This is a genomic window from Desulfurococcus sp. (genome assembly GCA_026626905.1).
Classification (GTDB): Archaea; Thermoproteota; Thermoprotei_A; order Sulfolobales; family Desulfurococcaceae; genus Desulfurococcus.
The window spans coordinates 23,355-37,523 of record JAPNUX010000005.1; the positions used below are offsets into that span (position 1 = coordinate 23,355).

Below are 14,169 nucleotides of genomic sequence, written 5' to 3' on the forward strand. Positions count from 1 at the left end.
TCATCCTCCTCCCTTAGGGTCGTCTACTCACCTGTGTTAACGTTTAAGCTTAAACCTTCATAGGGGTTTATAAATGAAAATCTTAAGCTTCTCCATGCTACCTTTAATTATTCGTGAGCAAAGACTGCTATAATCCTGGTGTCTTCTACCGCTTCAATCCTGGCGAATCCAACTCTATAAAGCTGGACAATAGAGTCAGGCTTCTCGCTCAGAATGCGTTTTTCAGCTAGATACCTTGTTTTCTTTAACTCCATCCCCTCCGGTATTAGCAGGAGAAGCTCGATGCTTTCAGCGCTATTAACCCACTGGATTATCGGCGCGTTAGATTTCCTTGCATCCTCTTGAGGGATACTGTAGAGGTAGGCTGTGAAGCCGGGTTTTCCTCCTATACTCACAGGGTCTCCTAGAGTAAAGTTAGCTAGACCCATAGCTCTGAAGAGCTTGTGGCTGCTCTGCTCTATTAAGCTTACATCTCTAGGCGAGATGTATATTATTGCTCCATCTTCTATTAGGTACTCGTAGAATTCTCTTCTCGATGGGTGCACTGGTATCTGGGCTCTCAGAGGCTCCTTTATCCCTTTTAATACCACGGGCACGGGGTCCTCAACTGCCATATACCTGTTCGCGGATGCATCTACTAGGATCCTGTTGATAGCGTAGAGGTTTACGAGGCTTACTCTAGCATCAATAGGCTTAACACCGACATCTTTAACTATCCTCCATATGGTTTCACGTAGAATCCCTCTTCTACGTAAACCCTCTATGGTTCCGAATCTTGGATCGTCGTAGGGTTGGATGCCCTGCTCTTCTACGAGCTTCCTCATCTTGGATTTACTCAGTATTAATCCCTCGAGAGATAGTCGTCCGAAGTGTATTGTCTCAGGGTACTTCCAGCCCATGTGGGTATAAAGATACTTCTGTTTGACGGTATTGGTTAGGTGCTCCTTCGCTCTTAGTATGTGCGTGACCCCCATGAGGTAGTCGTCTACTCCTGCAGCAAAATTATATGTTGGCCATACAATGTATTTATCCCCTGTCACTGGGTGAGGAGTCCTCGAGGTGTCTATTATACGGAAGGCCACCCAGTCTCTGACACTGGGGTCGGGGTGCTGGAGGTCGGTTTTAACTCTTAGGACAGCCTCACCCTCCCCGTAGCGTCCCTCCAGCATTCTATCGAATTTCTCGAGGTTGTCTTCAACAGGTGTATCCCTGTGGGGGCAGGCTCTCCCAGCGTTCCTATAGGATTTAAACTGTTTATCGCTGCATTCATCAATGTAGGCTCCACCTCTCGCTATTAATTTACGAGCAATATCGTAGAATATCTCCATGCGGAGACTCTGCACGTACTCCTCGCTCCACTTCACGCCCAGCCACTTCAAGGCTTCTTTTATCCTCGTGTAGGCTTCAGGGTAGGGTGCTTTTACCCTTGGGTCTGTATCCTCGAATCTGAGTATCATTCTACCATTATACATTTCTGCATACCAGTAGCTTAGTAGGGCCGGTCTCGCATTACCGAGGTGTATTGTGAAGTCGGGGTTAGGCGCGAACCTTGTTACGACTCTTCCAACTTCAGCGTTAGGTAGAGGGGGTAGCTCCTTCTCTACAGGGCTCTTCTTTTCTTCCAGGAGCTCAGGCCAGTTCGCTCTCACTAGCTTAATCTGCTCCTCCAGGCTGAGCTTGTTCACTTCTACTATGACTTCCTCGATAACCTTAATGAACTCTCGCAACCTGCTACGTATCTCAGGTATTTCACCAGCTATTTTTGAGACCACGGCTTTAAGGTCTGCTTTACCCTCATGCTTGACTGCGTTGACTAAGGCGTGTTTAAAAGCTGCTTCTTTCACTTTCTCTAATAGAGATTTCTCTTGGCTGCTCAACTGACACCACCAGTACTATTTTCTCAGGCTTCTCCCATGTCAAATCTATAACAGCTAGTAAAAACCCCTCGCACACAGAGCGTGTACTCCTCACCTCGTGCTTCCCGGTTACAGTGTACACTACTAGTTCTCCTCTCCTAACATGCTTTAAGCCGCCGATGTAATAAAGCCTCCTCCCAGTCACCTCTTGAAGGCAGAGGGGGGTGCCCTCCTCGAAGAGAAGTGCTTTCGGTAGCTCTCTCCTATCAACTAGTATGATGCTTGCTTTTAGAGCAGGATTCTCCAGGTCTATGTACCTGAGTACATCCTCGTAGGGTATGCTACCGTAGATCTCACTACATGAGTCTGAGGGTTGACTAGTCATTGTGAACTCGTCTCCCCTACGGCATATAATTCTCTTAGACTCCACGTTCTTTACGAAGAGCTCGGGGAAGATGTAGTCGCTCAATGCCCTTTCCTCTCATGGCTTAAGTACTTGTATAGATCTATACCTCTCTGAAGCATGACGCCTACAATATTGGAGCCCAGCACCACTGGCACGCTTCTCAAATCCCTAGTGGTCCTGGCACCAGTGAGGTACATAGCAGTCTTCAATTCGTAGATGTAGGAGTCAAGGTATACTTCAGCTGCAGTAACCCCCTCTTTTAAGAGTTTTCCTAGAATAGGCTTAGCTACTCCAGCCATGTCAGCACCTAAAGCTATGTTGACTGCAGCCTTGAATCCATCCCAGACTCCACCGCTAGCAATGATAATTGAGTCCCTGGCTGCATGCCGCGCCTCGATCACTGAGAGAGGAGTGGGGATTCCCCATTCCGAGAGCTTTAAGCCGCTTTCGTATCGTGGTGTTCCAGGCGGGTTTCTATATGCTTCAATGAGAGCCCAGTTAGTGCCGCATGCCCCGGCTACATCGAATATTCTAACTCCCGCTCTGTGGAACAGTTCAACGACCTCCATGGAGAGCCCGCTGCCTACCTCCTTGATTACAATCGGTTTGCCGAGTACTGAGACTAGCTCTTTAACTTTATCGACTAGCTCTGCTCTCAGTCGTGTATCACCTTCCGGCTGTACTACCTCTTGGGCTGGATTCAAGTGTATGGCTAGAGCGTCTGCATCCAATACTTCCACTAGTTTTACAACGACGTCGAGTTCAATATCGTTTAGTGTATTCAACCCAATGTTACCGATAACTGGGACACTTCTAGCTGTATCCCTGACGACTCTATAGCTGGCTACAACATCACTATTGAATCCACTGGTAACCATTGCTCTCTGGCTGCCTACACCTATCGCAATACGCTTTGATTCAGCGAGCTCAGCGAGCATCTTATTCACTTTTGTAAGAGAGGGGTGGCCGCCTGTCATCCCTGTTATCATTAAGGGTGCTGAGAGCTTGTACCCGAGGAATTCAACCTCTAGGCTCACATCACTGAAGCTTAACCCTGGGAGAGCCTTGTGTATTAGTTTTATCTCGCTGTAAATGCTCCTGCAATAATCCTTGTAGTCTACACGCGGGTCTAAAGCTAGTTCTAGATGCTGGAGTTTTCTAGCCTGTACTTCATCCAATTCAGCCTGCCTCCTACAAGTAGAATTTTATGCTAGCGTATCCAACAACATGGGTTTTATCACCGGATGTATCCCCGCTTGTAGCGTGCTTTAAGAGGCTTACCCTGCCTCCAAGCATTCTCGTGTACTCCATTAGAGTCATTATGCCACCAGGCCCGCAGATACTGATGCCTTCCCGCATCATTACATTGTAGAATCCGTGGATGTCTAGCCTTAGAATTTCATCTATAGCCATTAAATCCTTCCTCACGGTTTCCTCGTGGGGCTCATAGTGGTTGAAATCGCTGCTAGCTAGTATAATAGTATTCTTCCCGAGCGACTCAACTGCTCTCCGTATAGCCCTAGCTAGATCAAAAGCAACGTCGGGTGTGTGTACACCTATCACTATAGGGACTATTCTTACAGCTGAACCATACAGGTATGCGAGGAAGGGTAGTTGAACTTCAACCGAGTGTTCTTCTAGGTGAGCATACTCATCGAAGTCTGCTACATCACTGTACTCAACGATCTTCTTCGATAACTCTCCATCCACTGTTAGAGCCCCCAGCGGGGTCTCCCAGACACCCTCAGGGTATACTGAGACAGGCTTCCCAAGTCCTGTGTGATTAGTACCCAGTATCACCACGACGTCAGGTTTCCCGTTGAGAGCCATATCATGGAATGCGTGAGCTGCTACAGGCCCGCTATACACATAGCCTGCGTGGGGGACAACATATCCTAGGATACCGTGTAACGGGGTCTCAACAGTTTTTAAGGGGAGACTTCCAGGGCCCACAGGATGCTTAAAAGACCACTCTATCATCTCTCTAAGCTCCCCGGGGTCCTCTGGGTAGAAATAGCCTGCTACAACAGCTATTCTCCGCTTCAAACTAATCCCTCATGTTAAACTAGGATATTGAAAGCTAATAATATAGTTAAAGGTTAAGCCAGGATAACCCTGAGCTTAAAGCATTTTTCTCTCTGAGAGTAGATTCCAAAACAGTGGGAGTATGCTTATGCTGTGGCCTCGAAATCCGAGGGCTGCTCTGGAAGGTCAGCGTTAGGTGGGAGAACACCTCTCTCGCGTAGTATCTGCCTTGTGAGTATCCAGTATAGTAGTGCGAGACTCTTTCTCCCCTTGTTATTCCCAGGTATTATTAAGTCAACGTATTCAACCCTGTTGTCCGTGTCAGCGAAGGCTACTACTGGTATCCCTACATCAGCTGCCTCCTTGAGAGCTTGTAGATCGGATCTTGTATCAGTGATCACCACTACATCGGGCTCAAAGTAGTTCTTCAGGCTCGGGTTAGTGAAGGTGCCTGGTATGAACCTGCCGATAAATGGCTTGCAGCCAACATACTGGCACATCTTTGACACCGGCTTCCTCCCGTATTGTCTAACAGAGACAGCTGCTATCTTCTCCGGCTGGTATCTAGCTAGGAATCTACCAGCTATCCTCAATCTTTCATCTATCTTCCTCACGTCGAGAATGTATAGTCCATCTGATCGAACCCTGTAAACGAATGGCTCCATGAATTTAGTGCACACATGCGTACCTATGTGGACACCGGCCGAAAGGTATTTCTCTATTGGTACTAGGAGCTCTACAACACCGCTTTCAGGCTTAGAGATCGGTGCCTCCTTCTCCTCATCCGTCCAGCTTGGATCACCCATGCTACTCACCCTTAAGATATCTTAGGGAAGTATAATACCTCCTTGGATACATCTACATGGGATAAAAACATCCTTCTACAGCAATACCTCTTAACACCTAAATCATCTAGAACCTTGCCTGGATCCTCGCCTTTCTCAACTCTCTTTAAGTATTCCTCCCATAAATGCCCTATGGGCCTGCCACAAGTGAAGCATCTAACAGGGAAGAGCACTTTTCAACCACCTACCTATAGCTCTTCTGCCATCTTCTTCTAGCACTATACCTACCCCACTTTTTAGGTTCCGTTTGACGGGGATCCCCGCTTAGCATGTGTCGATCATACTCTTTAAGTATTCTTTTAAGCTCCTCGTGCCCGAAGTACTCTACTAGACCTCTAGCTATAGCTATTCTTGCAGCCTCTGCTTGACTCATGTAGCCTCCTCCTTCAACGGTCACCTTGATATCGATTGTCTTAGCTAGGTCGCCGGCTAGGAGGAGCGGCTCCATTATTTTAACTCTAGCCATCTCAATGGGAATTAACTCTAATGGTACCCCGTTGATCCAGACTCTGCCAATCCCTGGTTTTATTACAGCTCTAGCTATACTAGTCTTTCTTTTACCTGTTGATAAAACCACCTTTACTCCCGTGCTCGTTGACTGGCTCATCTCCTAGCACCCGTCCAGCCCATTACTCTGGCAACTTCCTCCAGGTAGATGAATCTACCTTTTAGTCTTGATGCTGAAGCCTCGGGGAACTGTATGAATTCAGTGCTTTTTAAGCTGCTCGGGGTACCCACGTATACTTTAAGATTTCTGTATGCTCTTCTACCCGTGGCTTTATCCATGGGGAGCATTCCTCTAACCGTCCTCTTAAATATGTTGACAGGGTTCCTTGGCCTTCTCACACCACTCTTTTCTGGATTGTAGTGGGTTCTAACTCTCAGGAGAAGCTTGTAGCCTTCGACAACTCTTATCTTATCGCCGCTTAAAACAGCTTTCTCAGCATTAACAACGATAACCTTGTAGCCTTCAAGCAGCTTCTTAGCTATTATTGTAGCTAGCCTTCCGAGAATCTGGTTAGAGGCATCCACGTAGAGTACTTTCCCCTCACTCAACTCTACTCACCCTATGATCTTGACTCCACTCCCCTTAGGGTTCTCTGATACCAAGTCTAGTATGTGCAGGACTCTACCACCGCTCTTTAAGATCTTCTCTATAGCTGTCTTCGAGAAGCTAGAAGCTGCCACCGTGATAGGGTGATCGAGGACGCCGGCTCCCAGCACTTTCCCTGGAACAACCACTACATCACCGGGGCTGGTATACCTGTTCAACCTACTGATGTTTACAGCTCTTCTTCTACGTCTAGGCTTAGAGAGTTCTTCTGCGACCGCCCTCCATATTGGAGCATTATTCTTATTTGAGGCTTTAATGAGCTCTTCTATAGTCTTCCTTAAAACCACGTTGGTTTTAGAGCCCCCGATGAACGTCATGCTACTACACCATTTCCTGCAAGTTCTTTCATGAAATCATCAAGTTTTCTGCTTAAGATGTCAACAGCCTCTAATAAAAGATTCCTAGCGTTTAAGGCGCCTGTTAACTCTAGGTTTAAGATGAACTCGTTTTCCCTCCATGAGACTCTTACCGCGTTAGCAGGGCATGCATTCTCACATAGCCTGCAGAGAGTGCACTCGAGGAGCCTGTCTTCTCTAACCTTCACTGAGCCTTCTGCTACCTCGAAGATGCCCTTAGGGCATACATTAATGCATAGCGAGCACTCGGGCCCCCTGCACTTCTCAGGGCTCACTGATACTACCGGGACGTACTTGTGCGCGGCTACTGATACAGGACTCCACTTCGCGTGCTCCTTACCTCTACCCAGCCTTGCATAGGCTTCTAGCCTGATACGCTGGTTTCGCGCAAGCTTTACAATGGGAATCCCGCTGTAGACGGGTTTTACATCAGGATCATTGCTTTCAAGCATCTCGCTGTAAACTGTTAGAACACCATCTTCAGGTCCTTCAGCTTCAAGCCTTAGTATTGCAAAGCAGTCCTGCGAGAAAACTCCTTTCTCACCGGCCTCAGCGCACTCCTCCGGAGGCTTATACTTGCTTAAAGCTTCGTCGCTCTTTAATGGTATTAAGCCAAGCCTGTGAGCTATGTACTCATCGTAGAAGACGCTTGAGTTCTCAGTTATAGCAACGTAGTCGATAGCTATGGTTGGTACCTCTGCGATTACTGTTCTCCTTATGGAGTTCACTATGTGGAGTGGAATACCTTTAAGGTAGAGCTTAATGTGGTAGGGGCTCTTCTCTAGGACAACTACATCCAAGCTGCTAACACCCTTAAATTCCTACAGTCTTCTACCTCTCCTTCCTCCAGGCCTCCTAGTGGTATCGTGGGGTATCGGGGTTACATCCTCTATCCTACCGATTATGAATCCAGCTCTAGCCAGCGCTCTTATAGCTGCTTGAGCACCTGGTCCAGGAGTCTTAGAGCCGTGGCCTCCTGGAGCTCTTACTTTTATGTGGAGTGCTGTAATACCTTTATCCATGGCTTCACTAGCACTTCTGGATGCAGCCATCATTGCTGCATAAGGACTCGGCTTCTCCCTGTCAGCTCTGACAACCATCCCGCCACTCCATCTACTTACTGTTTCAGCCCCCGTGATGTCGGTTATATGCACTATTGTATTATTCGAGCTACTATAGATGTGTGCTACACCCCACTTCAACTCTCGAGCAGAGAACGCCATCCACTAGTCACCCCTCTACGCTAACCTTCTTTTTCAGCGGGCTGAACTGGTAGTAGTCGATTAAAGGCTCTAAGTCAACTGGGATCAGCATTCCCGGAGAGCGTATTCTTCTACCAGCGACAGCTATGTGACCATGGGTTATTAGCTGTCTAGCCTCGTGTATGGTTCTAGCCAGCCCCTTCCTGTAGACAATTGTCTGCAGGCGTCTCTCTAGTAGGTCTTCAACCTTTAAGTTTAACACGTCATCTAGTTTTGCACCTTCTCTAAGAAGCCCTAGTTTTACTAATCTCTCCACAAGTGCTTTCTCCTCTCTTTCTCTTACTTCTGGGGGAGCAGCTAGTAGCGACCTAGCTCTATGCCTAAAGTACCTTACTATTGAAGCAGCCTTCCAAAGCTCCCTCTTATTTCTTAATCCGTAAGCACCCAGCAGCTTCATCTCGTAGGCTAGCACATCGCGGCGCCAGGGGTGCCGGGGCCCCTCATATGTTCTCCTGGACTTACGTGGGTCACCCATCTCATACCACCCTACTTACCACTCTGGCTTTGAGCCTGACCCGACTTCTTCCTTACACCTACTGTCACACCTGTCCTACCCGTTGTCCTTGTTCTCTGCCCTCTAACCTTTAATCCTAGTGCATGCCTTATACCACGCCAGCTCTTAATCCTCTTTTCTCTCTCAATATCCTCCTTCACATAGTAGATTAAGTCAGCACCAGTTAAGTGCATGTCTTCACCAGTAGTGTAGTCCTTCCGCCTGTTGTAGAGCCATGGAGGAATACCATGCCTGCCTGGATTCCGTACAGCCTCCTCAATGCTTTTTACCTGCTCATCAGTGAGATAGCCTACCCGCTGCTCAGGGTTTAAGCCTAGTACCCTGCATATAGCTAAGCTGAAAGTATAGCCTAATCCTTTAACTTCTGAGAGACCGTAGACTAACGGTAGGGTTCCATCTACATCTGTCCCTAGTATTCTAACGATCTGCTTGAAGCCTTCACTACTCAAAGCCTCCCACCATTCTCGTAAGCATACACGGCTATCATCATAGTTAGCTAGTATAAGCCTTTTAAAGCTTATTTTCAGGCTCTAGAGTCCAACTAAACTATATCAGCAGGCATAGAAAGGAAAGAATTTAATCCTGGATTCTACTCCACTAGAGTAAGGGTGCCGGGGTGCCCGAGCGGCCTAAGGGGCTGGCCTTGAGAGCCAGTGGGCTCACGCCCGCGCGGGTTCAAATCCCGCCCCCGGCGCTACCTGTCTCCTACTACGTTAAACTCTGCTCTCTAAGAGCTGAGTGCATAGTAGAATAGAGTAGTCTTAGTGGAGTCTTCTGGAGGAGTTTACGTTGAAGTAAATCTTCTAGGAGTATTATGTTGAAAATAGTAGAGTAGAGAATTGACCGCTTAGATCTCTATCTCCATCCATACTTCAGGTGGTATTCTAACTCTTATTAGCTGCTTCATTACTCTTTCATCTTCAGCTATGTATAGTAGTCTCTTATGTATCCTCATCTCCCACTTCTCGTACTTCTTCTTACCCTCCCCGTGGGGTAGCTTTAATGTTCGAACTCTAAGCTTCTTGGTGGGTAGTGGTGTAGGGCCTTTCACTCTGACACCAGTTTTCTTCGCTATATCAACAATCTTACCGACAAAGTCGTCTAGTACTTTTACATTCGTGCTCCAAATCTTGATTTTAACCATTCTTACAGTGGACATGGCGGGAGTCCCTCTAGCTGCTGTATAGTTAAGCACTCTAGAAGCAGGAATGCTTATAGCATTAAAAAAGCCTTAGCTACTTCTTGGCGGCTACCTGGGCAGGCTTTACTTCTAGTACTTGCCCGACTCCGACTGTTTTACCCATATCTCTCATAGCGAATCTGCCTAACGCCGGGAAGTCAGCGAACTTCTCGACTACTAGCGGCTTTATAGGCTTGAACTTCACTACTGCTATATCACCCTGCTTCAAGAACTGCGGGTTCTTCTCGAGCTCCTTGCCTGTTCTAGGATCTAGCTTCGAGGTTATCTCCACTATCTTGCAGGCTACGCTTGCAGTGTGAACGTGTATAACTGGCGTGTAGCCGACTGCTATGGCTGTTGGATGCCATACTATCATTATTCTAGCAGTGAACTCGTCAGCTACAGTCGGCGGGTTCGTTGGGTGTCCTGCAACATCTCCACGCTTGATATCCTTCTTCTCAACACCCTTTACGTTGAAGCCTATATTGTCGCCTGGCTCAGCCTTCTCTATTTTAACGTGGTGGGTCTCAATGCTTCTAACCTCGCCGACAACGTTTGGCGGCATGAAGACTACTTTATCGCCGACCTTTAATACTCCTGTTTCAACTCTTCCAACTGGTACCACGCCGACACCAGATATACTGTAGACGTCTTGTATGGGTACTCTGAGAGGCTTATCCACCGGCTTTGAAGCTGGCGGCTGCAGGGAGTCTAAGGCTTCTACAAGCGTGGGGCCGTTATACCACGGCATGTTCAGTGATCTCTCTATGAGGTTCTCGCCAGTCCAAGCTGATATCGGTATAAAGGGTATCTTTGATGTATCGTAGCCTAACCCCTTCAGGAATTTACTCATAACTTCCTTGATCTCATTGTACCTCTTCTCGCTGTAAGGAGGTTCTGTTGCATCCATCTTATTTATAGCTACAATCAACTGGTTTATACCCATGGTTCTAGCTAGAATAGCGTGCTCTCTTGTCTGGCCTTCAGCGCTCATGCCAGCCTCGAACTCACCTTTCCTAGCGCTTACCACTAGTATTGCAGCATCAGCCTGGCTGGCACCAGTAATCATGTTCTTCACGAAGTCCCTGTGCCCTGGTGCATCTATGATAGTGAAGAAGTACTTCTTGCTCTCGAATTTCATGTATGATAGTGCTATTGTTACTCCGCGCTCACGCTCCTCTTTCATTCTATCAAGTAGCCACGCGAACTTGAAGCTCTCCTTACCCGTCTTCTTAGCCTCCTCTTCGATCATCTTCATTGTTTTCTCATCGAAGTACCCTAGACGGTAGAGTATCTGGCCTGTCATTGTGCTCTTACCGTGGTCGACGTGCCCTATTATGATCAAGTTTAGGTGCGGTTTCTGCGGTGCACTCATCTAAACCACCCTTTCACATTCTTCTATACATTAACACGTAGAGTAGTATATAAGTCTCAGGTGCTTATAAAATGTTTCGTATTCTGCTCAAAAGCTGCTTCCCTAGCAAGACAGAAAATCACAGAGGATGTTTTCTCAGGGGCTGAAAGCTTGAGAAACTCTGTGGAGCTAGTGGTTGAGGAGGCTACCTGCTGCTTAAAGCTATCCTCTCAATTTCTTCCTTCTTCTGTATAGCATAGCTCTTCGGGTCATTTAGTGCAGCTAGGATTATTTCTTCAGCTAGAGCCTCCTCTATGGATATAGGGTTACGGAAAGCCTTCATTCTAGCACCCTCGGTTAGATGCCTAAGAGCGAGGTCTATCCTCCTCAATGGTGATACGTCAACTGAGACATGATACGTTATTCCACCATACATTATTCTCGTTGTCTCCTCTCTAGGAGCACTATTCTCTATAGCTCTCACTAAGATTTGAATCGGGTTTTCACCCGTCTTCAAGTAGATTAAATCGAAAGCCTTCTTCACAATGTTGTAGGCGAGGTGTTTTTTACCCATGTTTCTACCAGGCCTCATAACCTTGTTTATTAGTCTCTCAACTATGGGTACCATGGCCTTCCCGAATCGTCTATGCGCGTGTCTACCACCAGTGTGCGGGAGGTAGACTGGACTTAAGCATAGATACTTCTTCAGGCTTGGATCTCTAACCTCAATGAAATCATAGCTCCACTTATTGAACAATTTTATCTCGTTGATTGTAAGCTCCTCTACGCTACTCATACAGCTACCCCTCTCTACCTAACAGGCTTCTGCTTCTTGCCGAGCCATAGGGCTTTAAGTGATACTCCATTAACGCTTATAACCTTGTATCTTACGCCTGGGATGTCTCCAAGGGATCCACCTAGTGGCCCTCCAATACCTTCTATTATTACTTCATCGTGTTCATCAATGTAGTTTATTCCACCATCTAGCGGGACAAATGCTGTGACAACCTTCCCGTTTTTAACTAGCTGTACTCTAACACATTTTCTTACAGCTGAGTTGGGTTTACGTGACTCAATGCCGACTTTCTCGAGGACTATGCCTCTAGCCATAGGGGCTCCTTCTAGTGGATCCTTGAGCTTACCTATTTTCCTGAGCATCCTCTGCTTGAAGCTCCTCTGGCTCCAGCGGTACTTCAACCTCTTCTCTTTCAATTTTCTAGCCGCGTATAGCCCGGCTGGAGCTTTCTTCCCCGGCATAAGGCTCCCTCCAGCTTAAGCAATAACCACTGAGTCTATGTTAAAGTGCCTTTTTAAAATAAGTCTAGCTCTCTGCACGTTCTTCCCATTCCTCCCTATTGCTATGCCTTTATCTGACGGCTCTACCGCCACATATAGTACTCTGCTTCCATCAGGCCTGGTTGCTAGCTTCACCTCTTTAACTCTAGCTGGTGCTAGAGCATACCTGACTTGCTCCTCGATGCTGCTACCATATCCTACTACCTCAATGTTCTTGTTTAGGAGTCTACGTAATCTTTGAGCGAAGAATCCTCTAGGGCCTATGGCTTTCCCGACATCCTCTGGATTCACCAGGAATATCACTCGATTGTTCTCCTCGTCGATAATGCAGTCTTTTACAACAGCCCCGGTTAACTCGTTGAGTAAAGCCATGTAGCGGAACTCTTCTGGAGTTATCTTGATCTGGGGTTTCTCACTACTCACTTACCCGACACCTCCCTAGCTATATCGAGGATGTTGGAGCCTCCAGGCTCGATGACAGCTATTGAAGTAATACTATGGGGTCGTCCTAGAAATGTACCTAGCTCTACACTAGTTCCCGGGAATACTATTACAGGAATGCCGCTTAGCTTAGCATAGTACTCTATATCCCTCTTCAACTCGGCTGGAGCGTTCAATGCTATTATAACCGCTTTTGCCTTACCGTGGAGTACTAGCTTTCTGACTTTTCTCGCCCCGTACTCTATGTGGCCTGTTTCAGCGGCCATCCTGATAGCTCTAAGCAGGTCTGTCTGCCCACTCATGTTTCAGCACCCTTACTCCCACCTGACTTTTCTCTAAGCAGGCTTGGAGTCATGTAGACTTGAACTACACCAGTACCTAGTGGAATAGTTTGCCCTATTATAATGTTTTCGGCTACACCCTGCAGTCTATCCTCCTCCCCGGAGGCTGCAGCCTCTATTAGCTTTTGAACAGTCATCTCGAATGTAGCTTTAGCGAGAACACTAGGCTTCTCGCCTGCAATCCCCATTCTACCAATCTGCTTGACGTGCCCTGTCCACGTCATCATGTCGGCTAGAAGCATTACATGCCTTATATCCACGTCGAGACCCTGGTTGTCAAGGGTATCCTTGATTTCTCTTATAATCGCTTGGCGTGCTGCTTCTATTCCAAGCACCTTCTCGATCTCGTGTATGTCATTAGTGTATATTCTCCTCCAGTCCACTCCTTTCACCTTCATGAGGTCTGCGAGATTGCTTCCCTCTGCTACTATAACGTATTCATCGCCTCTTCTCTGAATTATTACTTTTCTTATACCTTTCACACCCTTCAACTGCGTGCTGAGAAGCTGGCTTCTCAGCTTCTCCAGCTTACTGTAGTCTAAGTACTCCTCTCTGAGAGCAATCTCTATCTCGAAGGGCTCGTCTCCTTCGCGCACCTCGCCTACGTTGAGTGCGCTGAGCTTCTCGATGACATCGCTTGTAGTTAACCCTTTATCTCTCAGCATCTCGGGGTCTAATCGGATGATAGCTACTCCCTCGTATAGGTCTATGTCAAGCTCGCTGGTGACGTTCTCAAGGAATGTTGCCTCTATGATCCTCGCTATCTCTCTAGCCTTCTCCTCGCTTCTCTTGTACTCTTCAGTCAAGTATATCTCGGTTATAGGGGTCTCCGGCTTCTTCCTAGCGTCAACTATCTCTATTAGCCTGGGAAGCCCTAGTGTCACATTGAACTCGCGTACTCCAGCATAGTGGAAGACACGCAGTGTCATCTGGGTTGAAGGTTCACCCAGACTCTGGGCTGCTATAGTACCTACTGCCTCCCCCGGCTCTATCATGGATGCAGTATACCTCTCAATAATATGCTCTATAATCTTCTCAACACTCTCTCTCGTGATAGCTATCTTCTCGGATAACCTGAGTAGTTTCTCGAGAGTCTCCTCGTATACCTGCGAGCTGACGCGCCCCTTCAGCTTCTCTTCGAGTAGTGCTTTTATCTCCTCGCGGGTTAACCCTGACATT

20 protein-coding genes and 1 tRNA gene are annotated in these 14,169 nt (G+C 47.3%); 1 reads left to right on the top strand and 20 read right to left on the bottom strand.

Annotated elements, in window-relative coordinates; translation table 11 throughout:
* Window positions 1-107: 107 nt before the first annotated feature.
* The 13 genes from OWQ48_04725 to OWQ48_04785 form a co-directional block, all read right to left on the bottom strand.
* Window positions 108-1,877, bottom strand: coding sequence for a glutamate--tRNA ligase (locus OWQ48_04725; GenBank protein MCY0868515.1), 1,770 nt, complete (start codon window positions 1,875-1,877; stop codon window positions 108-110).
* Window positions 1,825-2,325 carry a DUF2118 domain-containing protein gene (locus OWQ48_04730; protein MCY0868516.1) on the bottom strand — a complete coding sequence of 167 codons (501 nt, stop codon included), beginning with the start codon at window positions 2,323-2,325 and terminating at the stop codon, window positions 1,825-1,827. The genes OWQ48_04725 and OWQ48_04730 overlap by 53 nt, the downstream gene beginning before the upstream one ends.
* Window positions 2,322-3,440 carry a type 2 isopentenyl-diphosphate Delta-isomerase gene (gene fni, locus OWQ48_04735; GenBank protein ID MCY0868517.1) on the bottom strand — a complete coding sequence of 373 codons (1,119 nt, stop codon included), beginning with the start codon at window positions 3,438-3,440 and terminating at the stop codon, window positions 2,322-2,324. The genes OWQ48_04730 and fni overlap by 4 nt, the downstream gene beginning before the upstream one ends.
* 13 nt (window positions 3,441-3,453) lie before the next feature.
* The gene (gene amrB, locus OWQ48_04740) at window positions 3,454-4,308 is read right to left on the bottom strand and encodes an AmmeMemoRadiSam system protein B (protein ID MCY0868518.1); all 855 of its coding nucleotides are present in this window, start codon (window positions 4,306-4,308) and stop codon (window positions 3,454-3,456) included.
* A gap of 125 nt (window positions 4,309-4,433) precedes the next feature.
* Window positions 4,434-5,093: a 30S ribosomal protein S2 gene (gene rpsB / locus OWQ48_04745; GenBank protein MCY0868519.1), complete on the bottom strand. Its 660-nt coding sequence runs from the start codon at window positions 5,091-5,093 to the stop codon at window positions 4,434-4,436.
* 11 nt (window positions 5,094-5,104) lie between these two features.
* A complete protein-coding gene (locus OWQ48_04750; protein MCY0868520.1) occupies window positions 5,105-5,305 on the bottom strand; it encodes a DNA-directed RNA polymerase subunit N in 201 nt (66 codons plus the stop codon).
* 11 nt (window positions 5,306-5,316) lie between these two features.
* Window positions 5,317-5,739, bottom strand: a complete 423-nt coding sequence (locus OWQ48_04755; protein ID MCY0868521.1) for a 30S ribosomal protein S9 — start codon at window positions 5,737-5,739, stop codon at window positions 5,317-5,319.
* Window positions 5,736-6,188, bottom strand: coding sequence for a 50S ribosomal protein L13 (locus OWQ48_04760; protein ID MCY0868522.1), 453 nt, complete (start codon window positions 6,186-6,188; stop codon window positions 5,736-5,738). Before OWQ48_04760 ends, OWQ48_04755 begins: the two co-directional genes overlap by 4 nt.
* Window positions 6,189-6,194: 6 nt before the next feature.
* The gene (locus OWQ48_04765) at window positions 6,195-6,563 is read right to left on the bottom strand and encodes a 50S ribosomal protein L18e (protein MCY0868523.1); all 369 of its coding nucleotides are present in this window, start codon (window positions 6,561-6,563) and stop codon (window positions 6,195-6,197) included.
* Complete coding sequence (locus OWQ48_04770) at window positions 6,560-7,402, bottom strand: DNA-directed RNA polymerase subunit D (protein ID MCY0868524.1); 843 nt, start codon at window positions 7,400-7,402, stop codon at window positions 6,560-6,562. Before OWQ48_04770 ends, OWQ48_04765 begins: the two co-directional genes overlap by 4 nt.
* Window positions 7,403-7,423: 21 nt before the next feature.
* On the bottom strand, window positions 7,424-7,825 hold the full coding sequence (locus OWQ48_04775; protein ID MCY0868525.1) for a 30S ribosomal protein S11: 402 nt from the start codon (window positions 7,823-7,825) through the stop codon (window positions 7,424-7,426).
* Window positions 7,826-7,832: 7 nt separating this feature from the next.
* A complete protein-coding gene (locus tag OWQ48_04780) occupies window positions 7,833-8,339 on the bottom strand; it encodes a 30S ribosomal protein S4 (protein ID MCY0868526.1) in 507 nt (168 codons plus the stop codon).
* Between the two features lie 11 nt (window positions 8,340-8,350).
* Window positions 8,351-8,827 carry a 30S ribosomal protein S13 gene (locus OWQ48_04785; GenBank protein ID MCY0868527.1) on the bottom strand — a complete coding sequence of 159 codons (477 nt, stop codon included), beginning with the start codon at window positions 8,825-8,827 and terminating at the stop codon, window positions 8,351-8,353.
* Window positions 8,828-8,988: 161 nt separating this feature from the next.
* Here OWQ48_04785 and OWQ48_04790 point away from each other — a divergent pair.
* Window positions 8,989-9,072 (top strand) — tRNA-Ser (locus tag OWQ48_04790).
* A gap of 153 nt (window positions 9,073-9,225) precedes the next feature.
* On the opposite strand, the gene rpsJ is transcribed toward OWQ48_04790, so the two are convergent.
* From rpsJ to rpoA2, 7 genes are all read right to left on the bottom strand, one after another.
* A complete protein-coding gene (rpsJ, locus tag OWQ48_04795; protein ID MCY0868528.1) occupies window positions 9,226-9,537 on the bottom strand; it encodes a 30S ribosomal protein S10 in 312 nt (103 codons plus the stop codon).
* A gap of 76 nt (window positions 9,538-9,613) precedes the next feature.
* Window positions 9,614-10,933, bottom strand: coding sequence for a translation elongation factor EF-1 subunit alpha (tuf, locus tag OWQ48_04800; GenBank protein ID MCY0868529.1), 1,320 nt, complete (start codon window positions 10,931-10,933; stop codon window positions 9,614-9,616).
* A 184-nt stretch (window positions 10,934-11,117) separates the two neighbouring features.
* Window positions 11,118-11,708: a 30S ribosomal protein S7 gene (locus OWQ48_04805; protein ID MCY0868530.1), complete on the bottom strand. Its 591-nt coding sequence runs from the start codon at window positions 11,706-11,708 to the stop codon at window positions 11,118-11,120.
* Window positions 11,709-11,722: 14 nt separating this feature from the next.
* Entirely contained in the window at window positions 11,723-12,169 is a 447-nt protein-coding gene (locus OWQ48_04810; GenBank protein ID MCY0868531.1) for a 30S ribosomal protein S12, read from the bottom strand.
* 15 nt (window positions 12,170-12,184) lie between these two features.
* A complete protein-coding gene (locus OWQ48_04815) occupies window positions 12,185-12,631 on the bottom strand; it encodes a NusA-like transcription termination signal-binding factor (protein MCY0868532.1) in 447 nt (148 codons plus the stop codon).
* Complete coding sequence (locus OWQ48_04820; protein MCY0868533.1) at window positions 12,628-12,951, bottom strand: 50S ribosomal protein L30e; 324 nt, start codon at window positions 12,949-12,951, stop codon at window positions 12,628-12,630. Before OWQ48_04820 ends, OWQ48_04815 begins: the two co-directional genes overlap by 4 nt.
* Window positions 12,948-14,168, bottom strand: a complete 1,221-nt coding sequence (gene rpoA2, locus OWQ48_04825; GenBank protein MCY0868534.1) for a DNA-directed RNA polymerase subunit A'' — start codon at window positions 14,166-14,168, stop codon at window positions 12,948-12,950. Before rpoA2 ends, OWQ48_04820 begins: the two co-directional genes overlap by 4 nt.
* Window position 14,169: the final 1 nt, after the last annotated feature.